The organism is Pseudocolwellia agarivorans (assembly GCF_002000085.1).
Taxonomy (GTDB): domain Bacteria; phylum Pseudomonadota; class Gammaproteobacteria; order Enterobacterales; family Alteromonadaceae; genus Pseudocolwellia; species Pseudocolwellia agarivorans.
Genome location: NZ_MUZU01000007.1, coordinates 70,498 through 96,022, shown reverse-complemented (window position 1 = coordinate 96,022; position 25,525 = coordinate 70,498). Strand labels below are relative to the sequence as shown.

Genomic DNA, 25,525 nt, shown 5'->3' with positions numbered 1-25,525 from the left:
ACTATTTTATTTATTCATTAACCTTTTTGGTAAAGTAAATCTAAACAAAGCGGATAAAATTTACTTTTGGAATAAAATAATGAATAAGATAAAACATATATACTTTTACTTTTTTATTGTATTTTTCATCGTATTATTCTTTTTATCAGCTTTTTACACGTTTAAAATTTTAAATGTGTAAATATAGAGAGTTCTTTTTTGAATGATGAGATATTTTTACTATTCTATAGATATAGCTTTATTATTTTGTTCTTGCTTAGTAATGTATTATGTTCAAATATCTTGAAGTAGCACGTAGCAAAAATTGAAGGGATGTAAATTTGACAAGTATAAGAACAAAGTTCTGGAAAATGCTAGGTTTACTAGCAATGATTTTTATCATATTTATATACGTTATATTTGTAACTGAGTTAGCAAAAGAAGTTAAATCTCCCTTTTTTAATTACCCCGACGAAACCTTTACATTAGTCGAATCAGAGCCTTTAAGTATTGGTGATAGTTTTATTAGTACCGCATTATTACTTCCTTTAAAGAAACAAAATAATCAATTACTTATTGCATTACATGATCAGAACAGTCCCAACTCCGTTATACCTCTTCGAAACGTCACTTATATTGTTTTATTAGGATTATTATTTCCTCTTTCCGCTTTTATCATTATTTCGTGTGTTGTTTTTACCTTAGCGGTGAATTACCAACGTAGTAAGCTGGATAAAATATTAATGCCGATGTGTGCTCAAGCTGAAGACTTAATTGTTACTTTTGGTAGAAATAGTACCAAAAAAAAATCTTATTCAGCGTTATCTCAACTTAATATTTATATTGAAGACCTCACCAAATACGCAAAAATTTATCAAATTAACTCTGAACAAAGTGCATATTGCGACAAGCTAACATCGTTAATTAATCGACATAAGTTTTTAGAACATATTAACGAACAAATCGCTATTGCAGATGAAACAAAAACAAAATGTGGTTTATTGTTTATCGATTTAGATGGATTTAAACAGGTGAATGACTCGTTTGGACATTCTTTTGGGGATGAAGTATTAATTCAAGTCGCTGAGCGTTTAAGAAGTGTTGTAAGAAGTCAAAATTTAAATTTTAGCGATAATGAAGAAGATAAAGAATATAACTTATCGCGATTAGGTGGTGATGAATTTACTTTATTTATTCAGAATATTGATGATCCAGAAATCGCTGTAAATATAGCAAAACACGTATTAAAAGAGTTAGAACGCGATTTTGTTTTAGGTAATAAGCTCATTAAAATTAGTGCAAGTATAGGTATTGCGGCATATCCTGATAGCGCCAATAGTCCTGATGCTCTGGTGCAAATGGCCGATGTTGCAATGTACCGCGCTAAAAAAGAAGGGCGTGGTATTTATCGTATTTACTCTCCAGAAATGGGAAGTAAATTAAGACGTTATCATTATTTATTAGAAGAAATGAGGTTAGGTATAGCCTCAAATAGTTTCTTTTTAGCTTTTCAACCTATTATACATGTTGATGGTTGTGCTATCAGTTACTTTGAAGCATTGGTTAGATGGCAACATCCTATTGAGGGTATTGTTACACCTGCTGAGTTTATTCCTATTGCCGAAGATTCAAATCAGATATTAGTGTTAGGTGACTGGATCCTTAACGAAGCGTGTCGTCAAATGGCTGCTTGGCATAATGCAGGCATGACTAAAACTAAAATATCCGTCAACGTATCTGGAGTACAATTAAAACATCGACCCATTTATGACTGGGTTATGGATACGTTGAATAAAACAGGGTTACCACCAAAGTCTTTAATGTTGGAAATAACCGAATCATGTTTTATTGATATTTCAGATAACATTATTTCAGAATTAGAAAAGCTTAGAAAAGAAGGTGTATTTATTGCTATTGATGATTTTGGTACTGGTTTCAGTTCACTTTCTGTTTTAGCTACACTTCCTGTGGATGTACTAAAAATTGATCGTATGTTTGTTTCTGAAGCAAGCCATAACGAAAAATACCGTAAAATTTTAAAATCGATAGTTGAGCTTTCTCAACGTTTAGATTTAAAAATTGTTGCGGAGGGTATTGAAGAGGTTATTCAGCTAGAGTTATTAAAATCTTTAGGTGTTGTATACATTCAAGGCTATTTAATTAGTCGCCCTGAAAGTTCAAAAAACGTAGGTAATAAAGTATTAAAACAAGGAATGAATCACTTAGCTCATATGGGAACAGGTACTTGGACGCCATCAACATCGCGTGTTATTTAACGCTTAACTATGAATAAATTTTAAAAGACGCTTTATAAGTAAATAAAACGTCTTTTCAATTAATTTTAATTCAGTTTAATAGCTTTATAACTACGCTTTAGTCGCAGCTTTCATACTGCTAATAAAAGTAGATAATTCTTTATTCATTGCTGAATAATCTTCTAAATTATTCTCAATTATTTTAACTACGGCTGAACCACTTATCGCTCCAGCTGCACCTGCTAAAAGTGCTTCTTTAACTTGTTCAGGTGCTGATATACCAAAACCTAATACCGGTGGAGCTGCTTTGTATTTAGTTAGGGTTTCAATTAACGCATTGGCTGGCATTGCCGCTTTAGTCTCTGCGCCTGTAACTCCTGCTCTACTTAATACATAAGTGTAGCCTGAGCCATTTTCTGCTACATGCTGTAGGCTTTCTTCACTCGCATTAGGCGGAGCAATAAAAATAGGCGCAATTCCATGTTTAAGAGCCGCTGCTTTAAATGGTGCGCATTCTCTTATCGGTAAATCTGCAATTAATACTGAATCGACACCGGCTTTTGCCATATCGCCATAAAACTTATCTAATCCACGAGCAAAAATTAAGTTGCCGTAAAGTAATAAGCCAATAGGAATGTTAGGTGCATATTCACGTATTTTAGTGAGTATATCAATACATCTATCCGTTGTTGTACCTGCATTAATAGCTCGTAAAGCAGCCATTTGAATAGTTACACCATCGGCACTTGGATCTGAAAAAGGAATACCTAATTCAAGGGCGTCGGCACCGGCATCAATTAAGGTTTTAATTACTGCTAATGACTGTTCTGCGTTTGGATCGCCAATGGTAACGAATGGGATAAAAGCGCCTTCGTTTTTAGCTTTTAGGTCAGCGAAGCATTGGTCGTAACGATAACCGGCATTGTTAGTTGATTGAGTCATTACGCTTCTCCTTTTTGAGCTTCTAAAACAGTATGAACGTGAGCTAAATCTTTATCGCCACGGCCTGATAAGTTCACTAATATAATGGTTTCTTCAGTAACGGCATCAGCCATTTTAAGTGCATGAGCCAGTGCATGAGAAGATTCTAACGCAGGAATAATACCTTCATTCATGGCTAATGCCTGAAAAGCGTTTAAAGCTTCATCGTCATTAATAGGTACGTATTGCGCACGACCAGTATCTTTTAAAAATGCGTGCTGAGGACCAACAGCAGGGTAGTCTAAACCTGCTGAAATAGAGTAACTTTCTTCTATCTGACCGTTATCGTCTTGCATAATGTAGGTGTAGTTACCGTGTAACATACCTTTAGTACCTGCGACTAATGTTGCACCGTGATGATGTGTATTTACACCTTTACCACCCGCTTCAACACCAATTAATTTAACGTCTTTATCTTCAATGAAATCGTTAAACATACCAATAGCGTTTGAACCGCCACCCACACAAGCAACTACGTAATCAGGGAGTCGACCTTCTTCTTCAAGTAGTTGTGCTTTAGCTTCTTCACCAATCATTTTTTGAAATTCACGAACAATCGTCGGGAATGGGTGAGGGCCAGCTGCTGTACCTAAAAGGTAATGAGCGTCTTCGTAATTAGCAGACCAGTCGCGAAGTGCTTCGTTTACGGCATCTTTTAATGTGCCGCTACCTGCGGTTACAGGAATAACCGTTGCGCCCATTAATTCCATTCTAAATACGTTAGGTTGTTGGCGAGCACAATCTACTGCGCCCATGTAAATTCGACATTTTAAACCTAATAATGAACAAGCAATAGCGGTAGCAACACCATGTTGACCTGCGCCTGTTTCAGCAATTATTTCAGTTTTCCCCATGCGTTTAGCCAGTAAAGCTTGGCCTAATACTTGGTTAGTTTTGTGAGCGCCACCGTGTAATAAATCTTCACGCTTTAAGTATATTTTAGCTAAAGGATTTTTAACTAAGTTTCTACAAAGGGTTAAAGGCGTTGGTCGGCCTGCATAGCTTGTAAGTAGCTTATTAAATTCTGCTAAAAAAGCTTCGTCAGTTTGCGACGCGATAAATTCTTGTTCAAGCTGCTCAAGTGCAGGTACTAATAATTCACCTACGAACATGCCACCAAACTCACCAAAGTAAGCGGGTAATGATTTTTTCACTTCTGTTGTTTCTGTATTAGTTGTCATTGCTAATAGTTCCGTATTTCTGCGAAAACTTGAGTAAGCTTCTCGCTGCATTTAATGCCAGGGCTTGCTTCAACACCAGAGTTGAGGTCTAAGCCGAATAAGTCGTGTTCAGTCAGTAAGTTGACTGCTTGTTTTATATTTTCAACGTTCAGGCCACCTGCTAAAAAGCAGCTTGATAAATCTTGCTCGCTATCGGCTAACCCTTGCCAGTTAAACGTTTGACCGCTGCCTGCGTTTTTACCGTCTAAAACAGTATGCTGTATATTGGTTAGCGATAATTCAGGTATTGTGGTTTCTACACTTTGCGCTTTCCATATTTCACAAGTACTTGCGCCATTTTCATTTAATAGTGCTTGTAACTTGTTGATGTAGTTTTGATCTTCTTGTCCGTGTAGCTGAACAGCATAAAGGTTTAAGGCTTTAACGCGTGTCGCAACTTCTTCAATCGGGTGGTTTACAAAAACCCCCACATAGTTCAGTGATGTTTCTTGCGTTACGATTTCTTTTGCTTGTTCGCTGGTAACATAACGTGGCGATTTTTCAGCAAATATTAATCCACCGTATACAGCTCCTGACTCACGTGCTGCTTGTGCGTATTCTGGCGCTGTTAAACCACATACTTTGTTGTTACCTAATATGAGTTTTCTACAAGCAAGGTCTATGTCGTTTTGCGACATGACTGAACTACCTACCAAAAAGCCATCTACTGCAGGAGCTAGCTCTCTTACTTGATCATTGGTATAAATACCTGATTCTGAAATAACGAGTCTGTCGTTAGGAATTGTAGGCGCGTAATCAAATGTACGAGATATGTCGGTAGAAAGATCACGTAGATTACGATTATTTATACCAATAAGTTTTGCGCCCAACGCAATTGCTCGGTCGCGTTCTTCATCAGTAGAAATTTCAGTTAAAATAGATAAATTGTATTGCTCTGCAACGGCTGCTAGCTCTTTGTATTCTTCATCAGATAGAACACTTAGCATTAATAAAATGGCATCAGCGCCGTAATAGCGAGCTAAATAAACTTGGTAAGTATCAATAAAAAAGTCTTTGTTAAGCACAGGGCATTTTACAGTGTTCGCTACTATTTCAAGATATTCAAATGAACCTTGAAAGTACTTTTCTTCAGTAAGTACGGATATTGCAGCCGCATATTTGTCGTAAATGGTGCAAATTTCTTTTACATCAAAGTCAGCACGAATAAGGCCTTTTGATGGCGATGCTTTTTTACATTCTAAAATAAAGCCAGCATATGGTTTTTCTTCAGTGCGAGTTAGCGCTTTGTACATACTTTTGTTTGTAGGAACAAGTGAATCTTTAAATGATTCTAGTGGTAAAGTTTTCTTTAATGCTTCAATTGAAATACGTCTATCTGCGACGATTTTTTCTAAAATATTTGCCATGTTATTTTTCTACCTTTACTGCTTCATTCGGTGTTTGGTTCGACACTTCAACCAGTTTACCAAGTGTATCGAATGCTATGCCTGATGCTAAAACGTCTTTTGCCATAATTGCTGCATCTTTTAAGTTGTCAGCTTTATCATGCAAATATAACAATGCTGCACAGTTGATGATTACCGCAGCGTTATGAGCAGGTAGCCCGTTACCTTTTAATATGTCTTTAATATAAAGAGCATTCTCTTCAGGTGTTCCGCCTTTAATATCTTCAAGGGTGTAACGTGATAAACCAAAAGCTTCAGGCGAAATGGTTTTTTCTTGCATTGTACCATTAGCTATTTCAATAAGCTGCGTTTCGCCATGCAAAGCTATTTCATCTAATCCGCTACCATGTACAACCCAAGCGCGTTTTACGCCTGTTAATAATAAACTTTGTGCAATAACAGGAATTAACGTTGGTGTATAAACACCAAGTAGCATGGTTGATGGAAATGCAGGATTAACTAATGGCCCTAAAATATTAAACAGGGTTCTTATCCCCATGGCTTTGCGAACGGGGCCGGCATATTTAAAACCGGGGTGATAAGCTGGCGCATACAAAAAGCAAATATTGGCTTGTGCTAAACACTCGCTTGCCGTTTCAGGCGACATAGATAAATTAACACCTAAGGCTTCTAATAAATCAGCAGAGCCAGACATGCTCGATACACTGCGATTACCATGTTTAGCCATTTTTAAACCACACGCCGCAGCAAGAATAGCCGCTGTAGTTGAAATATTGATGGTATTAGCGCCGTCGCCACCTGTGCCAACACAGTCTGCTACATCATTTGTTTGCTTTGGAAAATCAGTAGCGCAAGCGCGCACCGCAATAGCTGCACCAGCAATTTCTTCGGCTGTTTCACCTTTTATTTTTAAGGCGGTAAGGGCGGAAGCTAATAGAGATGGATCTACATTGCCATTAAAGGTATTGGTAAAAAACTGTTCCGCTTCTTGCTGACTTAACGATTGACCATCAACGAGTTGTTGTAATAAGTGAGAGTTCGACATCATAAATTCCTTAACTTGCTTTCTGCTGATTCAAAGCGATTAAATGTTCTAAACTTTGTGCTAATAAGTGACTACCGTAGGTGGTGAGTATTGACTCAGGATGAAACTGAAATCCTAAAACAGCATCTTTTGAATGCTGAACCGCCATAGGTAGTACATCGTTATTATCAGTGGTAAATTGGGCAATCATTTCAATAGCATCTGGCATTTTTGTGGCAACCAATGAATGATAACGCGCTACAGGTAATGGATTAGCAATATTTAAAAAAGCGCCTGTACCTGTGTGTTCTACGTTTGATGATTTACCATGAACAATTTCAGGTGCGCGGCCAATTACACCACCGTAATGCTGTATAAGTGCTTGATGACCTAAACAAATACCTAAAATAGGGAATTTTCCTACTGTTTTTGCAATTAACTCCATTAAACAACCAGCATGACTCGGATCTCCGGGCCCAGGTGATAACACCAAAATAACACCTTGTGGGTTATTTTTAGCTTCTTTATTAAGTTGTTCAATAATGTAATCTACAGGTAAAGTATTTCTGTAAATAAGGGGTTCGTAGCCTAAACATTGAAACTCATCAACTAAGTTATAAGTAAATGAGTCTAGATTATCTAACATGATAATTTTAGGTAGAGCTTTAGGTGACGTTGTTTTAAGAGGAGTCATTATCTATTCTCCTTTGTTGCTGCCGTATTTGCTGAGGAGGCGCTTTGAGACGAATGGTTTTTTACCACTAGTTCAGTGTTTTCAGCTAATTTAATTGCACTAATAACGGCTTGTGCTTTTTGTTTGGTTTCATTAGCTTCTGATTGAGGATCTGAGTCGTATACCACACCAGCACCTGCTTGAACTTGCGCCATGCCGTTGTTATCAACAAATGCAGAACGAATTACAATACAGGTATCCATTTCGCCTTTTCCTGTTAAATAGCCAACAGCTCCGCCATAACTACCGCGGCGTTTACCTTCTATGTTTCTAATTAACTCTGTTGCTTTAACTTTAGGTGCGCCAGAGAGTGTTCCCATGTTCATACACGACTGATAAGCATGTAGGGCGTCTAAATCTAAATCTAGCGTGCCACAAACGCGTGAAACTAAATGCATTACATGAGAGTAGCGGTCTACTTTTAATAAATCGGCTACGTGTCGCGTGCCTGCTTGGCTAACGCGTGCAATATCGTTACGCGCTAAATCTACAAGCATAATGTGTTCTGCGAGTTCTTTTTCATCTAAACGTAAATCAAGTTCAATACGGCTATCTAAATCAGGAGAAAGCGTACCGTCAGGATTAAAGCCGCGAGGTCTTGTGCCTGCTATTGGATAAATTTCTACTTGGCGATTTTTATGTTGGTATTTTAAAGCTGACTCTGGAGACGCGCCAAACATGCAAAAGTCACTGTCTTTTAAATAAAACATGTAAGGGCTTGGGTTACTTTGTTTTAACGATTTATAAGCATTAAGTGTATCTGAACAAGGTAAGCTGAATGTACGAGAAGGAACCACTTGGAAAATATCGCCAGCTCTAATGTTTTCTTTTAACTGGTTTACATTGGCGCAAAACTGCTCGTCTGAAATATCAGTAACTACCTCTAATTCAACACGGTTTGATGTTTTACCAGTTTGAACTGCGATGTAGTTTTGAGAGAGTAATTCTTTTAACTCAGCAAGTCGTGATCGAATGGTTTGATTGCTTTTTTCTACATCAGGACCAGAAAATATATTACCAATAACTTCAGATGTTTGTTGTTCATGATCAATAATAATCAGTGTTTCAGCCAAGTAGTATACGAAATCAGGACAGGTGTTTTCACCTTCAGAAACATTTGGCAGTTTTTCACTCATCGACATCATGTCGAAAGCAAATACACCACCTAAAAATACAGAAAAATCATGAAGCTCATCAGATATTGCTGGCGCTAAGTCATTAAATAAACGTAAACATTGAAAAGGATTAACGGCTAATAAACGAGATTTTTCGTCAAGTTGCTGAGTAACTTCAGGGAAAATGGCAATGAGTTTATTTTGAGAAAATTCAAGTTCAGCATGTTGATTTAAAGCTTGTTTGGCAAAAGCTAAAGCAGCTAAACCATTATCTGTTAACGGGGTAAACGTAACTTCGTTGCCTTGGCATACGATTTTTAATGCGGCATCTGTTAGGAGTAAGCTTTTTAATTGATGTTTTTTATCTATTTCAGCCGATTCAAGTAGAATGTTATTATGATTAGCGCCACATATTTTATGGTAAATCGCTAGGGGATCTGCTTGATAATTCGCATTGTCAGTTAATGTATGTACTTGACCAATGCTTTTTGTATTCATTGTATTTTGAGTATTCATTGTGCTTCCTAATTCTTGGTATTAACTATGTGTTTTGTCATCCTGCGTAAATGGGCAAAAGCCACCACATAAACCAACTCTTAACTTTAACTATTATCATTTTAATCTCTATTTTCTAAATGCGTAAAACGTAAAAAACCCGCTAGCAAAGCAGGTTTTTTGGAATTTATTTTTCAGTATAATTTACATACAAACAATCGCCATAACCTACTTATGTAGAATTATGCCACCACCAAATTAATAAAATAGTTTGTTTTGTTTGTATCATTATCTTTGTCATCTCAGTAAACTTGCCACTAGGCAAATAAAATCCCCTATAGAAGAACTCATTATGGATGTTATGTCAACCATAGAATCTCAAGATTTTTCAAATTTACGCATTGATTTACACAGCCATACTAAATTTTCTGATGGTAGTTTAACTCCGCAAGAGCTTATAGAAAGGGCGACTAACTTTCAAATTGATGTGTTAGCGATTACCGATCACGATACGGTATCGGCCTTAGATATTGCAAATAATTATATAAGCGAAAAAAAATACGCACTAAATTTAATTAATGGCATTGAAATATCAACGGCGTGGCAAGGTTTTGAAATACATATTGTAGGCTTAAATATTGATCGAACTCATCCTGCTTTATTAAGCTTAATTGAAAGCCAACAAGTTGCTCGAGAAAGCAGAGCAATTACTATGGGTGAAAAACTTGCCAAATGTGGTTTCGATGGTATTTACGAAAAAGCGAAAGAGCTTGCTAATGGGGGATCTTTAACTCGTGCGCATTTTGCTAAGGTATTATTACAGCAAGGCAGTATATCTAAAATGCAGGCAGCTTTTGACAAATACATAGGTAAAGGTAAGCGTGCTTATGTAAAACCTAACTGGTGCAGTATTAAAGAAGCGATAGATGCCATTCATCAAGCAGGCGGTACTGCGGTTATGGCACATCCTGTTAGATATGACCTTTCAACCAAGTGGCTTAGGCGTTTAGTTATTCAGTTTAAAGAAGAGGGAGGCGATGGTTTAGAAATTGTTCTTCCACAAATGAGTAACGACCAAAGGCAATTAATGCTAAACTTTTGTTTAGAGTATGACTTACATGCCTCAATGGGATCTGACTTTCATCATCCAAATAAATGGAGCGATTTAGGGCGTAATTTACGTATGCCAGAAAAAGCATTACCCATTTGGTCGCTGTGGCCTGAAAAACTGCGATCTGAAATGCTAACGCGTTAGACCCTCAATAAAATGGAGTAATATTATGAGCCAATTTTTTTACGTACATCCTGATAATCCGCAAGGGCGTTTAATGAAACAAGCTGCTGCTATGATTCATGATGGCGCGGTAGTGGTTTATCCTACTGATTCTGGCTACGCTATCGGTTGCCACATGGGCGATAAAAAAGCCTTAGAACGTATTTGTAATATTAGAAATTTAGAGAAAAGCCATAACTTCACGCTTATTTGCAGCGACTTGTCTCAGCTTTCTGAATATACCCGTGTAGACAATACCGCTTACCGATTATTAAAAAGTAATACGCCAGGGCCTTATACTTTTGTGTTTAAAGGTTCTAAAGAAGTGCCTAAACGTTTGTTAAATCCAAAACGTAAAACTATAGGCATTCGTATTCCTGACAATAATATTGCTCAAGCGTTACTCGCTGAAGTTAAAGAACCTATTATGTCGACAACGTTAATTATGCCTGGTGAAAGTCGAGCAGAATACGATCCAGAACATATTCGTGACATTTTAGAGCACCAAGTTGATCTTATTATTAATGGTGGTCATTTAGGTGAACATCCAACAACCGTTGTTGATTTTTCTGATGGAGATATCTCTATCATTAGAGTGGGTGAAGGTGATCCAACACCGTTCGAATAAGTGGGTTAACTGCATTTTAGTTAGTCGACAGTGTTAGTTTAAGTGGATAAATTTTTGCAGAAAGATACTTCAACAATAAACGATGGAGAAATGATCCAACAGGTTTTACCTTTGGCTATGATCCACGGCAAGGCTTTTATTGATAAGCCTTTAGATTTGTTTATTCCACCTGATGCCCTGGAAGTGATTTTAGAATCTTTTGAAGGCCCGTTAGATTTACTCTTGTATTTAATTCGTAAACAAAAATTTGATATTTTAGATTTACCTATTGCACCGATTACTAAGCAATACATGATTTACGTTGAATTAATGAAAGATGTAAAACTTGAACTTGCAGCCGAATATTTAGTGATGGCAGCTATACTGGCTGAAATTAAATCGCGTTTATTACTACCAAAACAAACTGTAGAAGACACCGAAGAAGATCCGCGGGCGGAATTGGTAAGGCGTCTTCAAGAATATGAAATAGTTAAACATGCAGCCCAAGAGCTTGATCAACTACCGCGATTAGACAGAGATGTTTTTATTGGCCACGCCAACGTACCTGATAATTTTCAATTACGCACAATAGATGCTGATGTTGAATTGTCTGATTTAATTAGCGCGTTGCAAGATGTAATGAACAGAACCAAAGCGTTAGAACATCATCATATTCAAAAAGAAGCCTTATCTACTCGAGAGCGCATGGCCTTTATTGTGAATAAACTGACTGAAGCGAACCAGAACAATCCTTATATCGAATTTAGCCAATTTTTTGATATTAAAGAAGGTAGGCAAGGGGTTGTTGTAACTTTTTTAGCTATTTTAGAATTATTAAAAGAGTCTTTGATAGAATGTATTCAGGCGCAGGTATTTGGTCCTATTCAACTTAAATTAAAACACCCAGAAACAGTTTAAATTTTTATACTAGGTTTTAAATAATGGCTTTTCTTGATAATAAACAGCTAAATGACGAACAACTAAAATGTTTAATTGAAGCCGCACTTTTTGTTTCTGAAAAGCCGATGTCTGTTCAATTATTTAAAAAAACAGTATTAGAGCAATACAATGTCTCTAATAAGCGTATAATTACCCAAATTAATGAACTACGCGCGCATTATCAAAACCGTGGTGTTGAACTAGTAAAAGTGGCTACAGGCTATCGTTTTCAAGCGGTTGCTAAGTTTAGTAATGAACTCGCTAATTTATTTAAAGAGCGAGCTCCAAGGTACTCTCGAGCATTACTAGAAACATTGTCACTTATTGCATATAAACAGCCTATAACGCGTGGCGCAATAGAAGATATAAGAGGCGTTGCCGTGAGCAGCGCTATTATGAAAACCTTATTAGAAAGAGATTGGATAGATATAGTCGGATATAAAGAAGTTCCGGGTAGGCCAGCACTTTATGCAACTACTCAAGTATTTCTTGATTATTTTTCACTCGAAACATTGAGTGATTTACCCAAACCTCTTTCTATAGAAAAAGTACCGTTAACTGAATTTAGTTTGTCTGACGAACCTTAATGTTTAATATTGATGTTAAGGGCGTTTTAGAGAGTCTATATTCAACTATTTGAGACAGAAACGTAGCAATGTTTTTATTAACATTGGTGAAGTTACTGACGAACGAGAATGAAAAAACATGTCTGAAAAATTACAAAAAGTCCTAGCTCGTGCAGGCAAAGGTTCACGCCGAGAACTTGAAACCTTCATTAGCGCGGGCCGAATTACCGTTAATGGTAAAGTAGCCTACCTAGGTGATCGCGTTGAAGGCAACGAACAAATTAAAATAGATGGTCATTTAGTTAGTATAAAAGCGAAAGAAGACGATTTATGCCGTATTCTTATGTACAACAAGCCTGAAGGCGAAATGTGTACACGTAAAGATCCCGAAGGTCGTCCTACGGTATTTGACCGATTACCACCACTACAAGATGGTAGATGGGTTGCTGTAGGTCGGTTAGATATTAACACCTCAGGTATGTTGTTATTTACTACCGATGGCGAGTTAGCTAGCCGATTAATGCACCCTTCTCAAAAAGTAGAGCGTGAATATGCGGTACGTGTATTTGGTGAAGTAAACGAAGCTATGTTACAAACGCTTCGTGCTGGCGTTAAGTTAGAAGATGGCCCAGCTAAATTCCAAAAAATCACTTATAAAGGTGGTGAAGGGCGAAATCATTGGTTTCATGTTGTACTTTCTGAGGGGAGAAACCGTGAAGTAAGACGCTTATGGGAAAGCCAAGAAGTACAAGTAAGCCGACTGATCCGTGTAAGATACGGCGATATGGAAATGAAGCGTCAATTACCTTTAGGTGGTTGGACAGAACTTCCGTTAAAAGATGTTAACTATTACCGTAAATTAGTAAACTTACCGTTAGAAACGCAAAGTAAAGTAAAAGTAGACGAAAAGGCAATGGACAACGCGAAAAGCCGCCGTATTCGCCGCTCAGTTAAAAAACATCAAACCAGACAACAAGCACTTCGTCGTCGTAAGTAAAGCTCTGTGGGCGTTTATTAAATTGTCATAAAGTTCTGTCATTATTAATAAACGTCATCAATCAGTGTTGTTATCTCATAACTCTCAAGGTTTTCCGTGGAAAAAATAATACAAAGACAATACGTTCAAGATTATTCTACTCTGGTTGAATTGTGTAAAGCACTAGAAAAATCAAATATGTTAGCAATTGATACCGAGTTTGTACGTACCCGTACGCTTTACCCTAAACTTGGATTATTACAAGTTAGTGATGGTGAAGTTATCGCGCTCATTGATCCGGTAACCATAGACGATTTATCTCCATTTTGGGCGTTAATGACAAATGCAGATATTTGTAAAGTACTACATGCTTGTTCAGAAGACTTAGAAGTTTTTTTAACGGCAGCTAACTGTAAACCCGTAAACTTAATTGATAGCCAAATTATGATGGCATTTTTAGGTCATGGTTTATCGTTAGGTTATGCGGCTATGGTGCAACACTTTACAGGTGTTGAATTAGACAAGTCAGAATCGAGAACCGATTGGATCAAACGACCTTTAACTGAACGCCAAAAAACTTATGCTGAAGCTGACGTTGAATACCTACACCAAATTTATCCAAAAATTCATCAACTGGTTGTCGATGCTGGTTGGTTAGAAGCAGCTCAACAAGAAACTCAACTGATGATAGACCGTAAGTTTTCTCCAATAGATGAAAACTTAATGTATCTAAACATTAAAATGAATTGGAAGTTAAATGCAAAGCAGTTGAATGCTTTAAAATATTTAGCTGCTTGGCGTTACCAGCAGGCTCAAAAAAGAGATATGCCATTAGGCTTTATTGCTAAAGACCATACTTTAATAGGCGTTGCACAACGTAACCCAATAAGTGTAGGTGCCATGCTTAGTATTGAAGGTGTAGAGCTGTTAGATATAAAGCACAAAGGCAAAGCCATGTTACAAGTACTTAACCAAGCCAATAAAGTGCCTGAAAGCGAATACCCGCAGCCTATTATTCGATTAGATGAATACCCCGCATACAAACAAATTTTTAAGCAAGTAAAAACTTTTGTTGCAACTGCTGCAAAAAATGCTGATTTATTACCTGAAAATCTAGCCTCTAAAAAACAGATCAATCAGTTTTTAAGTTACCATTTCAAAATTAATAATGCAGACAAAGATAAAGGTGTTATTGATATTTTATATGGCTGGCGCTTAGACTTGTTTGGTGAAAAACTACAAGCTTATGCTAATAATGGGTTTAAATAGCGAACCCAGATAAAGTATTCGTTACAAATACTCACATAGTTATTATGTTAAATTAAGTGAAAACACACTAAATGGCGTGTAATATTCTTCTCATAAATATTTTTAATAGATATCCATAAGTCGTAGGTTTAATCATGTTGTGCTCCGTTTATAAAAGCCCTAAAAAAAAGCAAACATATTTATTTATAAATAAGAGGAATGATTTCTCTGATGTGCCTGAGGGCTTAATGTCGGTATTTGGAACACCAGTATTAGTGACTGTGATGAACCTTGCGGGTAAATCAAAATTAGCACTTTCTGATATCGATACCGTAAAAGAAAACCTGAAAGAGAAAGGCTATTATTTACAGCTACCACCTCCTGAAGAAAATTTACTTGATCAACATAAAGCTGATATTAAAAAAGCTCAACAAGCTCACCAATAAAAGGAATTACTTCTGTGCAAAACATCTCATTTTTGAAAAAAAATCCATCTCATTTATTAGCTCGTTCTGTTTTAGGTTCTTTGTTTAGTAAGGTTGTACTAAGTAGCGCTTTACTTTTTAGTGGTTTCTTAGCAGCGAACGAAGCGGTTAACGAAAAACCAAGTTTTGAAACCTATATTGAAGCCATAAAAAAAGAGGCGCTTGATAAAGGTTATTCTCCAGACATTATTAAAAGCAGCTTTGAAAATGTAACCTTTCATCAACGAGCTGTTAGTTCTGATAAACGTCAACCTGAAAAAGTTGAAACGTTAGATACCTATTTACCTAAACGTGTACCTAATTGGAAAATTGAACGAGCACGGAACGAATATAAAAAACATCAAGCTTTACTCACTAAAGTTAGTGAAAAATACGGTGTTCAACCTCGATTTATTGTTGCTTTGTGGGGGCTTGAAACCAACTTTGGTAAAATTATGGGTAACTATAACGTTATCTCAGCTTTATCAACTATGGCTTACGAAGGGCGCAGAGAAGCATTCTTTAAGAAACAACTCTGGGCGGCATTGACTATATTAGAGGAAGGTCATATTTCTATTGAAAATATGAAAGGCTCTTGGGCCGGTGCTATGGGGCAAAATCAATTTATGCCCACCTCTTTTTTAAGTTATGCCGTTGATGGCGATGGTGATGGTAAGAAAGATATTTGGGGAAACTATGCCGACGTGTTTTCTTCAATGGCTAATTATTTAAAAAATGAAGGCTGGAATGATGATCTGACTTGGGGGCGCCAAGTTAAGTTACCTGAAGGTTTTGATACTAAACTCGCTATTCCTAAAAATACAGGTAGTCGAGCTAATTGGTTAAAAGCTTGGAGTAAAACAGAAAAAACATTAGCCCAGTGGCAAGCACTAGGAGTAAGACGTACAGATGGTACTAATTTACCTAATGCTGATTTAACTGCTGCTTTGGTTTTTCCTGATGATGAAAGTGGGCGTGCTTATTTAGCTTACGATAATTATAAAAGTTTGATGCATTGGAATTTAAGTTATTACTTTGTTAGTTCAGTAGGGCACTTGTCAGATCGTATTAAATTTCCGCCAGTTAAGTAATTCAGCTAATTATTTCTAACACCTAGAAGTAGAGAAAAAGTATATGTCTAAAAAAGCAGTAAAGGCTTCAGTAAAAGTTATTGAGCCTTTTTGGGAAACTAAAACCTTACAAGAAATGACTCGTCCAGAATGGGAGTCTTTATGTGATGGTTGTGCTAAGTGCTGCTTAAATAAGTTTATTGACGATGAAACAACGGATGAGTCAACAGAGCTTTTACCTACTACACATATTCAAGAAGGCGAGCAAATTCATTATTCAAATATTGCTTGTTTTCTTTTAAATGAAAAATCATGTCAATGTACTAAATATGAAGAACGTACTAAGTTGGTACCTGATTGTGTACGTTTAACGCAAGACAACTTAGATGGTGTGTTTTTTATGCCGCCGAGTTGTACTTACAGAAGGTTACAAGAAGGGCGCGGAATTCCTTCTTGGCATCCATTGCTTCATAAAGGTAAAAAAACCGCTATGCATAATGCAGGCATGTCTGTTCGAGGTAAAATAGTAAAAGATGATGATGTAAGTATTGTTAATTTTGAAGACTATATTGTTTCGTGGCCTCTAGAAGATATTGATTAATAAAGTTTTTATCTCCTCCCTTCATAATACTTATTCTTAGCTATTGTTTTATTTATAGCCCTAACGTGATTAATACGCGGGGCTAACTTCTTTTGTGTGTATTTCTCTCACTTACTACTTCCTAAACTCATTTGATATATCTCAAATTATTGATTTTTAAATACAATCACTAAAATCTTGTTTATTTACGTCTTTATTGTTCTCGTATTTTATATGTAATTGATTATATTTATTTTATATCCAATATATAGCTCGAACAAAACGAAAGGTTTAACTTTCTCTTTGTAACTTTTTTCTTTCATTGTTGAGGTGTGTTTGATACGGTATTAAAGGCTTAAAGTATGAACATCATTCATACTTTGGTTAATTAATATTGAGCAAGTTATTAATAATAAGAAAAAGGTGATTTATGAATATTGGTATACCTAAAGAGGTGCTATCTGGAGAGAATAGGGTCTCGGCTTCTCCAACTTCTGTTGCAGCGCTTATAAAACTTGGATTTGAAGTCAAGGTTCAGAAAGGGGCAGGAAAAAAATCAAGTTTTACCGATCAAGAGTTTATTGATGCTGGTGCTGACGTTGTAACGAAAGTAGATTGTTGGAAGTCAGACACTTTATTAAAAGTAAATGCACCCACATCAGATGAAGTCGCTCAAATGAAAGATGGAGGCTTTTTAATTAGTTTTATTGCGCCAGCCCAATCGCCTGAATTACTCGAAGCTTTAAAAGAAAAATCAATTACCACTTTCGCTATGGAAATGGTACCAAGAATGACGCGTTCACAGTCAATGGATGCCTTAAGTTCAATGGCAAATATTGCTGGTTACAGAGCCGTTATCGAAGCCACTCATAATTTTGGACGTTTTCTTACAGGACAAATAACCGCTGCGGGTAAAATGCCTCCAGCCAAAGTTATGATCATTGGTGCTGGTGTTGCTGGTCTTGCTGCAATAGGTACTGCGAGTAGTTTAGGTGCTATTGTTAGAGCCTTTGATACTCGTCCAGAAGTTAAAGAACAAATTGAAAGTATGGGGGCTGAGTTTCTAGAGCTTGATTACGAAGAGCCAGAAGACACAGGTTCTGGTGACGGTTACGCTAAAGAAATGAGTGCAGCTTTTATTGACGCTGAAATGGCACTTTTTGCTGCTCAAGCAAAAGATGTGGATATTATTATTACTACCGCAATGATACCGGGTAGACCGGCTCCTAAATTGATCACCGAAGAAATGGTTAAATCAATGAAAACCGGTTCTGTTATTGTTGATTTGGCAGCCGCAAGTGGCGGTAACTGTGAACTAACTGTTGCAGGCAAAGTCACTGATGTTGATGGTGTGCATATTATTGGATATACCGATCTGGTTTCTCGTTTACCTAACCAAGCATCGCAACTTTATGCTAATAACTTAGTTAACTTACTTAAATTAGTATGCCCAGAAAAAGACGGTAATATTGAGGTGAATTTTGACGATGTTGTTGTTAGAAATATGACTGTGGTCAAAGGCAACGAAATCACTTTCCCACCACCACCTATTCAAGTGAGTGCGGATCCAACAGCAAAACCTAAACCAGCTATTAAAGTTGAACCAGAGCCTGAAGTGCCCACTAATCCAGCTAAAAAATACGGGTTAATGGCGGCAGCTGCTTTATTATTTGGTTGGGTAGCGAGTGTTGCTCCTGCTGATTTTATCTCTCATTTTACGGTTTTCGTTTTATCTTGTGTTATTGGTTACAACGTTGTTTGGAATGTTAGTCATTCACTTCATACACCTTTAATGAGTGTAACCAATGCTATTTCAGGCATTATTATTGTTGGTGCTTTACTACAAATAGGGCAAGACAATACCATTATTCAAATTTTAGCTGCGATAGCTGTACTCATTGCCACCATAAATATTGTGGGTGGTTTTATGGTAACAAAACGCATGTTAAAAATGTTCAGACGATAGGAGGTACTTATGGAATTTTCAAGTGGATTTATTAGTGCTGCGTACCTAGTGTCGGCATTACTTTTTATATTTAGTTTATCAGGCTTAAGCAAGCAAGAAACCGCTGAACGAGGCAACTGGTTCGGTATTGTTGGTATGAGCATCGCGTTAATCGCGACCATTGCTGATGAAAGAGTATCAAACGTTGGTGTGATCATTTTTGTTATGATTATTGGTACTGTGATTGGCTTACGTTTAGCAAAAAAAGTTGAAATGACAGGTATGCCTGAGCTAGTTGCCATATTACATAGTTTTGTTGGTTTAGCTGCTGTTTTGGTGGGCTTTAATAGCTTCTATGAAATGTCTGAGCACCCTATTGGATATTTAACTGCTGCTCAGCAAATGGAAAACAATATTCATTTAACTGAGATTTTTTTAGGCGTGTTTATTGGCGCGGTTACCTTTACAGGATCTGTGGTGGCTTTTGCTAAATTACGAGGTTTGATTAATTCATCGGCGCTTATGTTGCCGCATCGTCATAAGTTAAACTTTGCTGCGTTATTATTCTCTTTCATGTTAATGCTTAGCTTTGTTGAAAATGATGGTAGTACAGCTGCACTTTATATAATGACTATTGTTGCGCTTTTATTTGGCTGGCATTTAGTTGCATCAATTGGTGGTGCAGATATGCCGGTTGTTGTATCTATGCTTAATTCATATTCTGGTTGGGCAGCTGCGGCAGCAGGCTTTATGTTAAGTAACGATTTACTTATTGTTACTGGTGCTTTAGTTGGCTCTTCAGGCGCGATATTATCCTATATTATGTGTAAGGCAATGAATCGCTCGTTTATCAGTGTTATAGCCGGTGGTTTTGGTACTGACGTAGTTATCGATACAGATAAAGACTATGGTGAGCATGTTGAAGCGACAGCAGAAGCGGTAGCTACTTTATTAAGTGATGCGAAATCGGTAGTAATTACTCCAGGTTACGGCATGGCGGTTGCTCAAGCACAATACCCTGTGTATGAAATGACACGTATATTAAAAGATAAGGGGATTAATGTCAGGTTTGCTATTCACCCTGTTGCAGGTCGTTTACCGGGTCATATGAACGTGTTATTAGCTGAAGCAAAAGTACCTTACGACATTGTATTAGGTATGGAGGAAATTAATGATGACTTCCCTGAAACTGATGTAGTGCTTGTTATTGGTGCTAACGATACGGTCAACCCTGCTGCGGCAGAAGACCCTACTAGCCCTATAGCAGGTATGCCAGTACTTGAAGTGTGGAATGCTAAGAATGTTGTAGTTTTTAAACGTTCAATGAGCGCAGGCTACGCTGGTGTTCAAAATCCATTATTCTTTAAAGATAATACACAAATGTTATTTGGCGATGCCAAAGACTCAGTAGAAGCCATTTGTCGTTCTTTATAAGATTTTAGCTTGCTTTAGAGATAAACTAAAATTTATTTAATGAAAGTTTAAACCACTTTTCTGATCAGTAATTTGATTGAAAAGTGGTTTTGTTTTTTATTGGTTAACAAATTCAAGAAAACTTTTATCCTTTCACACCTTATAACTATGCTTTAAAATAGATTTATTATCTGCTTTATTTTTTATTAGGGTCTCCATGTCTTCAGACATTATTCAAAACAATGCGTTTGGGAAAGTAACAACAAGCGTATTTTCAGATCAAAATTCGTTAACTACTACTGAAGGTTTATTGATTGAACATCAATATTGCCAAGCATCACTTAGTTTATATGGTGGTCATGTATTAACTTGGCAGCCTAAAGATCAACAACCTGTTTTTTGGTTGAGTAATGACACGCTGTTTGGTAACGCAAAAGGTATTAGAGGTGGTATACCTGTATGTTTACCTTGGTTTGGTGATTTTGAAAATGATTTATTTAAACATAATAAAAGCGTTGATTTTACCGATGTGAATAAAACTTTAGTTGCTAACCATGGTTTTGCTAGAACATCGTTGTGGCAAGTAGAAAACATTGAAATTACGGAAAAATCAGTAACCATTATTTTAATTAAACAAGGTGAAAACCAAACGCCTGCATGGGATATAGCCTACGAGTTAAAGCAAGAACTTGTGTTTGGTGAGTCATTTTCACAAAAACTATTTATTGAAAACAAATCCGCTAAAGATGTTGAATATACAGGAGCATTACACAGTTATTTTGCTGTAGGAAATCCTAAAAATACACATATTAATCAATTATCTGATGTTGAGTATTTTGATAAATTAACCGGTACTTATAATAATATTTCAATCTTAAATAATTGCGAAGGTCCCATTGATAGAGTTTATGAATCAAATCGTGTCATAGACATTATTGATAAAGATTGGAATCGTATTATTGAGGTTAGTTCATCTGATTGTCATCAATGGGTTTTATGGAATCCTGGTCATGAAACCGCTCAAAACATGGTGGATATTCATGCTGGTGGTGAAAACGAATACGTTTGCTTAGAAGCAGCAAATACAAAGCCTATATCAATACCTGCAGGTTCAAAAGTCAGTTTTGCTCAAAAGGTTGTTATTCGTTCTTTGTAGATAAGTTAATTTATACCCGTTACCAATCAAGAGGCTATTTCAGAGTGCTTGAGCGATATCAATTCAAGGCAATGCTTTGTAATAATGGTCGTTCCCTTATAAAAAGCATTAACGCAGAAGTGATTTTGCTCAAGCGCTTCTTCGATGGGTCTAAAAACAATTTATGCTTCGTTATTAACTTTAGTAAGGGAATAACCATGACGTAAACTTAATGCCTTGCCTAAATTGTTTTTAGTTCCCTCTGAAACCTGCATCTTGAATGGTTACGGGTATATACGTAAGTGTTTTTTAATGAGTTTATGTGTAAACGCTGTTTTTAAATAAAATCCTCTGGGTAACGTCATAAAAGGTTGCCCGTTTTTATCTACTGCTTGTGTTTTTGCATGGCTGTTTGCGGCTTTTGGTCTTATTTGAAGGACTTGTCCGTGTTTACCGGTAATATTTTCCACTTCACCTAACACAATCATGTCGGTTAATTCTTGCCAATCCATCGCCATTAAATGCTCTTCTTCAGGCGATGGTGACCAAATGAAAGGTGTACCAATAATACGTTCTGGAATAGGAATGGAGCGTTCAGCAATAATAGGTACCCATAAAACGCGAGCGAGTTTATTTTTAATATGACTGTTTTGCCATGTAGCACCCACAAGATCTTTAAGGGGAGTTACGCAAACAAAGGTAGTTTCTAAAGGCTTGCCTTCTCTATTAATTGGTAGGGTTTTAAGCTCAATACCTAAGTGTGGAAAGTCTGGTTCAGGTTTAGAGCCAGCACTAGCACCCAATACTTTTTCAAGTAGTAATCCTACCCAGCCTTTTTCTTTTTTTAAATCTTTAGGGACTTTTATACCTTCATTTCGGGCAACTTCACCTAAGGTTAAACCTGATAAAGTATATGCGCGTTCTAATAAGGCATTTTCATCTTTAGGAATAATAATATTAATAGGAGTATACGTTAAGTCGTTTTATCTAATATGCCTATTATCTTAGCCTAAATGTATGGTGGCAAGTGAAATATTTATTTGCTCAAAAGCCGTTTGTATGGAAGAATCAGTTAACTATTGAAATTTGTCGGGAGCTCCTTTGATCGATGCTGATGGCTATAGAGCCAATGTCGGCATAGTAATAATCAATGATAGGGGACAAGTATTCTGGGCAAGGCGTTATGGTCAACATTCTTGGCAATATCCACAAGGTGGTATAGATAAGGGTGAATCAGCAGAACAAGCGATGTACAGGGAGCTTCATGAAGAAGTGGGATTACAACCTGAACACGTAAAAATTGTTGCTTCGACTAAACATTGGCTTAGATATAAATTACCGAAACGTTTAATTAGACACGACAGTAAACCGTTATGTATAGGGCAAAAACAAAAATGGTTTTTGCTTAAGCTAACGTCTAAAGAATCATCTGTAGATTTACTACATTCAGAGCACCCTGAATTTGATGATTGGAGATGGGTAAGTTATTGGTATCCAGTTAGGCAAGTTGTATCGTTTAAGCGTGAGGTTTATAGAAAAGTAATGAAAGAATTTTCATTACAAGCATTACCCACATATCGTTCAGATCGACGCAAACGTCGAGCCTGATTATTATTATGTTATTATTTAATAGCTTACATTGATGTAGGCTATTTTTATCTTAATTACTAGACTTTTTGAACACAAATACAGGATTAACCCCCCATTTTTATTGACTATATGATGATATAATATCAATCACATTTTTAATTAATTCTATTTTATTCTACAAATAACTAATTAGTTTATGAATGAGGTTGCTATAAAATAAGGAGATACATGTTAACCACTTTACGACGTATTATACTTGAATTTAGCCAAGATGCTGATTTAGAAAGTGCTTTATTTCGCATGGTTACTCAGGTAAAAACGGCATTAAATACAGACTGTTGTTCAATATATTTAGCTGATTACGCTACTGAACATTTTGTATTAATGGCCTCTGATGGTTTAGCCAAGGATGCGCTAGGTAACACTCGTATAGGATTTTCAGAAGGTTTAGTTGGTCTTGTTGGGCAAAGGGAAGAACCTTTAAATATTTCCGACGCACATAAACATCCTCAATTTATTAAAACCCCTATTGTACAAGAAGATGAACTAAATGCTTTTTTAGGTACGCCTATTATTCATCAGCGTAAAGTTTTAGGAATTTTGTCTATTCAGCAAAAAGAATCACGCCACTTTACTGAAAATGAAGAAGCTTTTGTTGTTACGCTTTCAGCACAATTAGCTATGGCGTTGGCTAATGCTGAAGTTCGATATGGTTTAACAGAAAAAAACAATCAAAATACAAGGCAATTAAAAGGTGTTAGTGGTTCTTCAGGTGTTGCTATTGGGCCACTATTTGTTATTCAGCCAACGGTACAGTTACAGTCGGTTACATTAGAAAAATATACAGATAAAGAAACAGAATTAGTACGTTTTAAGCAAGCTATTTCTGATACTCGTCATGAGTTTGAAAGAATGGCTGAAGAGTTAAGTCGAGTTATATCTGACAACAGCTTAGACATTTTTGAAATGTATAAACAACTTTTAGGCAATGCAGATATTGGTCATGAAGTTGAAAATAAAATTAATGACGGTTGGAATACACAAAGTGCGTTAAAACTGGTTGTAGATAGTTATGTGGTTCAGTTTGAAGCACTCGATGATAACTATTTACGCGAACGAGCAAGTGATATAAAAGATCTAGGTAATAGAATTTTAGCTAACTTACTTGAAAAAAATAGTCAGGTTAATGAACCGCTTGATGCTTTTATTTTAGTTGCTGAAGATGTAACGGCTTCAATGTTAGCTGAATACCAACACTTTGGCTTACAAGGCATTGTTTCTCTAACTGGCTCAAATAACTCTCATGCTGCAATATTAGCTAGAGCGCTTGGATTACCTGCAATTATGGGGGTAGACAAGATACCTCTTGGGCAATTACATAAGCAAACAGCTATTTTGGATGGTTATAGCGGTGAGTTATATGTTGCGCCTAACGATTCATTATTAAAAGAATACAAACACTTAATTGAAGAAGAGTACGCATTAGCTGATAAAGTAAAACAGGTTGAGAAGCTACCCGCTATTACGCTTGATGGCAAATGCATTGAATTGCAATTAAATGCAGGTTTGTCTTCAGGATTCGAACACTCTTCATCAACTGGTGCTATGGGCATTGGTTTGTATCGTACTGAAATACCTTTTATGAACCAGAGTTGTTTTCCTTCTGAGCAACAGCAAACTGATTTATATAGACAAGTGTTAGCGGCTTTTCCTAAAAAAAATGTCACTATGCGTACGTTAGACGTTGGTGGTGATAAAGCCTTACCTTATTTTCCTATTGTTGAAGACAATCCTTTTTTAGGCTGGCGTGGTATTCGAATTACCTTAGATCATCCTGAAATTTTTTTACAGCAAGTTAGAGCCATGATTAAGGCAAATTATGGTCATAACAATTTAGAAATCATGTTACCTATGATTTCTAATATATCTGAAGTTGATGAAGCCACGCGATTAATCAACCAAGCCTATTATGAACTTTCGTCAGAATTAAACATTATCGATCAATCTAAATTTGTAAAACCTAAAATAGGTATGATGATTGAAGTGCCAGGGGTTATCTTTCAATTAAGAGAATTTGCAAGTAAAGTCGATTTTTTTTCGGTGGGTTCAAACGATTTAACTCAATATTTGTTAGCTGTCGATCGTAATAATGCACAAGTGTCTGACTTATATGACGCATATCACCCTGCGGTCTTACGTGCGTTAAATACAATAGCGCAAGAATCAAGTAAGTATTTAGTTCCATTAAGCTTATGTGGTGAGCTTGCCAGTGAGCCTGCAGGAGCCTTATTACTGCTTGCAATGGGGTACGATAAACTGAGTATGAATCCTCATAATATATCGAGAATAAAATGGGTTATACGTCATGTAGAGCTACATAAAATGAAAGTTATTTTAGCGCATGTTTTATCGCTTAGTTCAACTAAACAGGTACATAGTTATATGAGGGAGCAATTAGAACATTTAGGGCTTGGCGGCTTTGTTCGTGCCGGTATGTAATTGCTATTTTAAATAGTAACGTTTTTACTTAAAGCTCCCAAAGGGCGAGTT

General features: G+C 36.6%; 22 protein-coding genes. 15 read left to right on the top strand and 7 right to left on the bottom strand.

Going from position 1 to position 25,525, the window contains the following annotated elements; translation table 11 throughout:
• The first annotated feature begins 368 nt into the window (after nucleotides 1–368).
• Entirely contained in the window at nucleotides 369–2,255 is a 1,887-nt protein-coding gene (locus tag B0X80_RS12270) for a putative bifunctional diguanylate cyclase/phosphodiesterase (protein ID WP_245825454.1), read from the top strand.
• A 90-nt stretch (nucleotides 2,256–2,345) separates the two neighbouring features.
• On the opposite strand, the gene trpA is transcribed toward B0X80_RS12270, so the two are convergent.
• The 6 genes from trpA to B0X80_RS12240 are packed head-to-tail and all read right to left on the bottom strand — an operon-like array spanning nucleotide 2,346 to nucleotide 9,190.
• Nucleotides 2,346–3,176 carry a tryptophan synthase subunit alpha gene (trpA, locus tag B0X80_RS12265; protein WP_077340666.1) on the bottom strand — a complete coding sequence of 277 codons (831 nt, stop codon included), beginning with the start codon at nucleotides 3,174–3,176 and terminating at the stop codon, nucleotides 2,346–2,348.
• A complete protein-coding gene (gene trpB, locus B0X80_RS12260) occupies nucleotides 3,176–4,396 on the bottom strand; it encodes a tryptophan synthase subunit beta (RefSeq protein WP_077340664.1) in 1,221 nt (406 codons plus the stop codon). Before trpB ends, trpA begins: the two co-directional genes overlap by 1 nt.
• Before the next feature lie 2 nt (nucleotides 4,397–4,398).
• Nucleotides 4,399–5,802, bottom strand: coding sequence for a bifunctional indole-3-glycerol-phosphate synthase TrpC/phosphoribosylanthranilate isomerase TrpF (gene trpCF / locus B0X80_RS12255; protein WP_077340662.1), 1,404 nt, complete (start codon nucleotides 5,800–5,802; stop codon nucleotides 4,399–4,401).
• Nucleotide 5,803: 1 nt separating this feature from the next.
• Nucleotides 5,804–6,847, bottom strand: a complete 1,044-nt coding sequence (trpD, locus tag B0X80_RS12250) for an anthranilate phosphoribosyltransferase (RefSeq protein WP_077340660.1) — start codon at nucleotides 6,845–6,847, stop codon at nucleotides 5,804–5,806.
• A 10-nt stretch (nucleotides 6,848–6,857) separates the two neighbouring features.
• Nucleotides 6,858–7,520, bottom strand: coding sequence for an aminodeoxychorismate/anthranilate synthase component II (locus B0X80_RS12245; protein ID WP_077340658.1), 663 nt, complete (start codon nucleotides 7,518–7,520; stop codon nucleotides 6,858–6,860).
• A complete protein-coding gene (locus B0X80_RS12240) occupies nucleotides 7,520–9,190 on the bottom strand; it encodes an anthranilate synthase component 1 (RefSeq protein WP_245825453.1) in 1,671 nt (556 codons plus the stop codon). Before B0X80_RS12240 ends, B0X80_RS12245 begins: the two co-directional genes overlap by 1 nt.
• 331 nt (nucleotides 9,191–9,521) lie before the next feature.
• Here B0X80_RS12240 and rnm point away from each other — a divergent pair, with 331 nt between their 5' ends.
• From rnm to B0X80_RS12180, 12 genes are all read left to right on the top strand, one after another.
• Nucleotides 9,522–10,424, top strand: a complete 903-nt coding sequence (gene rnm, locus B0X80_RS12235) for an RNase RNM (RefSeq protein WP_077340656.1) — start codon at nucleotides 9,522–9,524, stop codon at nucleotides 10,422–10,424.
• A gap of 25 nt (nucleotides 10,425–10,449) precedes the next feature.
• The gene (locus tag B0X80_RS12230; RefSeq protein ID WP_077340654.1) at nucleotides 10,450–11,070 is read left to right on the top strand and encodes an L-threonylcarbamoyladenylate synthase; all 621 of its coding nucleotides are present in this window, start codon (nucleotides 10,450–10,452) and stop codon (nucleotides 11,068–11,070) included.
• A 90-nt stretch (nucleotides 11,071–11,160) separates the two neighbouring features.
• On the top strand, nucleotides 11,161–11,967 hold the full coding sequence (locus tag B0X80_RS12225) for a segregation and condensation protein A (RefSeq protein WP_077340653.1): 807 nt from the start codon (nucleotides 11,161–11,163) through the stop codon (nucleotides 11,965–11,967).
• 23 nt (nucleotides 11,968–11,990) lie between these two features.
• Nucleotides 11,991–12,575, top strand: a complete 585-nt coding sequence (gene scpB / locus B0X80_RS12220; protein WP_077340651.1) for an SMC-Scp complex subunit ScpB — start codon at nucleotides 11,991–11,993, stop codon at nucleotides 12,573–12,575.
• Between the two features lie 118 nt (nucleotides 12,576–12,693).
• A complete protein-coding gene (gene rluB / locus B0X80_RS12215) occupies nucleotides 12,694–13,551 on the top strand; it encodes a 23S rRNA pseudouridine(2605) synthase RluB (protein ID WP_076418846.1) in 858 nt (285 codons plus the stop codon).
• Nucleotides 13,552–13,647: 96 nt separating this feature from the next.
• The gene (rnd, locus tag B0X80_RS12210) at nucleotides 13,648–14,799 is read left to right on the top strand and encodes a ribonuclease D (RefSeq protein ID WP_245825452.1); all 1,152 of its coding nucleotides are present in this window, start codon (nucleotides 13,648–13,650) and stop codon (nucleotides 14,797–14,799) included.
• 134 nt (nucleotides 14,800–14,933) lie between these two features.
• Nucleotides 14,934–15,224 (top strand): YcgL domain-containing protein, encoded by a 291-nt coding sequence (locus B0X80_RS12205; RefSeq protein WP_077340649.1) that lies wholly within the window; start codon nucleotides 14,934–14,936, stop codon nucleotides 15,222–15,224.
• An 80-nt stretch (nucleotides 15,225–15,304) separates the two neighbouring features.
• Nucleotides 15,305–16,333 carry a lytic murein transglycosylase gene (locus tag B0X80_RS12200; RefSeq protein WP_077340850.1) on the top strand — a complete coding sequence of 343 codons (1,029 nt, stop codon included), beginning with the start codon at nucleotides 15,305–15,307 and terminating at the stop codon, nucleotides 16,331–16,333.
• Nucleotides 16,334–16,376: 43 nt separating this feature from the next.
• A complete protein-coding gene (locus B0X80_RS12195) occupies nucleotides 16,377–16,913 on the top strand; it encodes a YcgN family cysteine cluster protein (protein ID WP_077340647.1) in 537 nt (178 codons plus the stop codon).
• A 409-nt stretch (nucleotides 16,914–17,322) separates the two neighbouring features.
• Nucleotides 17,323–18,858 carry a Re/Si-specific NAD(P)(+) transhydrogenase subunit alpha gene (locus B0X80_RS12190; RefSeq protein WP_077340645.1) on the top strand — a complete coding sequence of 512 codons (1,536 nt, stop codon included), beginning with the start codon at nucleotides 17,323–17,325 and terminating at the stop codon, nucleotides 18,856–18,858.
• A gap of 9 nt (nucleotides 18,859–18,867) precedes the next feature.
• The gene (gene pntB, locus B0X80_RS12185; RefSeq protein ID WP_077340643.1) at nucleotides 18,868–20,271 is read left to right on the top strand and encodes a Re/Si-specific NAD(P)(+) transhydrogenase subunit beta; all 1,404 of its coding nucleotides are present in this window, start codon (nucleotides 18,868–18,870) and stop codon (nucleotides 20,269–20,271) included.
• A gap of 196 nt (nucleotides 20,272–20,467) precedes the next feature.
• Nucleotides 20,468–21,406, top strand: a complete 939-nt coding sequence (locus B0X80_RS12180) for a D-hexose-6-phosphate mutarotase (RefSeq protein WP_077340641.1) — start codon at nucleotides 20,468–20,470, stop codon at nucleotides 21,404–21,406.
• A gap of 263 nt (nucleotides 21,407–21,669) precedes the next feature.
• On the opposite strand, the gene mutH is transcribed toward B0X80_RS12180, so the two are convergent.
• The gene (mutH, locus tag B0X80_RS12175; protein WP_217697149.1) at nucleotides 21,670–22,347 is read right to left on the bottom strand and encodes a DNA mismatch repair endonuclease MutH; all 678 of its coding nucleotides are present in this window, start codon (nucleotides 22,345–22,347) and stop codon (nucleotides 21,670–21,672) included.
• Nucleotides 22,348–22,486: 139 nt separating this feature from the next.
• On the opposite strand from mutH, the gene rppH reads away from it, so the two are divergent.
• Both rppH and ptsP read left to right on the top strand, forming a co-directional pair.
• Nucleotides 22,487–22,993 (top strand): RNA pyrophosphohydrolase, encoded by a 507-nt coding sequence (gene rppH / locus B0X80_RS12170; RefSeq protein WP_076419022.1) that lies wholly within the window; start codon nucleotides 22,487–22,489, stop codon nucleotides 22,991–22,993.
• 210 nt (nucleotides 22,994–23,203) lie between these two features.
• Nucleotides 23,204–25,474, top strand: coding sequence for a phosphoenolpyruvate--protein phosphotransferase (gene ptsP / locus B0X80_RS12165; RefSeq protein WP_077340637.1), 2,271 nt, complete (start codon nucleotides 23,204–23,206; stop codon nucleotides 25,472–25,474).
• The last annotated feature ends 51 nt before the right edge of the window (nucleotides 25,475–25,525 follow it).

Bases quoted from the DNA above. Each gene is read 5' to 3' on its own strand.
- pntB (WP_077340643.1), top strand. From the start codon at position 18,868: ATGGAATTTTCAAGTGGATTTATTAGTGCTGCGTACCTAGTGTCGGCA.
- B0X80_RS12230 (WP_077340654.1), top strand. From the start codon at position 10,450: ATGAGCCAATTTTTTTACGTACATCCTGATAATCCGCAAGGGCGTTTA.
- trpD (WP_077340660.1), bottom strand. From the start codon at position 6,847: ATGTCGAACTCTCACTTATTACAACAACTCGTTGATGGTCAATCGTTA.
- B0X80_RS12205 (WP_077340649.1), top strand. From the start codon at position 14,934: ATGTTGTGCTCCGTTTATAAAAGCCCTAAAAAAAAGCAAACATATTTA.
- rnm (WP_077340656.1), top strand. From the start codon at position 9,522: ATGGATGTTATGTCAACCATAGAATCTCAAGATTTTTCAAATTTACGC.
- B0X80_RS12270 (WP_245825454.1), top strand. From the start codon at position 369: ATGATTTTTATCATATTTATATACGTTATATTTGTAACTGAGTTAGCA.
- B0X80_RS12190 (WP_077340645.1), top strand. From the start codon at position 17,323: ATGAATATTGGTATACCTAAAGAGGTGCTATCTGGAGAGAATAGGGTC.
- scpB (WP_077340651.1), top strand. From the start codon at position 11,991: ATGGCTTTTCTTGATAATAAACAGCTAAATGACGAACAACTAAAATGT.
- B0X80_RS12240 (WP_245825453.1), bottom strand. From the start codon at position 9,190: ATGAATACTCAAAATACAATGAATACAAAAAGCATTGGTCAAGTACAT.
- trpA (WP_077340666.1), bottom strand. From the start codon at position 3,176: ATGACTCAATCAACTAACAATGCCGGTTATCGTTACGACCAATGCTTC.
- trpB (WP_077340664.1), bottom strand. From the start codon at position 4,396: ATGACAACTAATACAGAAACAACAGAAGTGAAAAAATCATTACCCGCT.
- B0X80_RS12195 (WP_077340647.1), top strand. From the start codon at position 16,377: ATGTCTAAAAAAGCAGTAAAGGCTTCAGTAAAAGTTATTGAGCCTTTT.
- B0X80_RS12180 (WP_077340641.1), top strand. From the start codon at position 20,468: ATGTCTTCAGACATTATTCAAAACAATGCGTTTGGGAAAGTAACAACA.
- trpCF (WP_077340662.1), bottom strand. From the start codon at position 5,802: ATGGCAAATATTTTAGAAAAAATCGTCGCAGATAGACGTATTTCAATT.
- B0X80_RS12225 (WP_077340653.1), top strand. From the start codon at position 11,161: ATGATCCAACAGGTTTTACCTTTGGCTATGATCCACGGCAAGGCTTTT.
- rluB (WP_076418846.1), top strand. From the start codon at position 12,694: ATGTCTGAAAAATTACAAAAAGTCCTAGCTCGTGCAGGCAAAGGTTCA.
- ptsP (WP_077340637.1), top strand. From the start codon at position 23,204: ATGTTAACCACTTTACGACGTATTATACTTGAATTTAGCCAAGATGCT.
- B0X80_RS12245 (WP_077340658.1), bottom strand. From the start codon at position 7,520: ATGACTCCTCTTAAAACAACGTCACCTAAAGCTCTACCTAAAATTATC.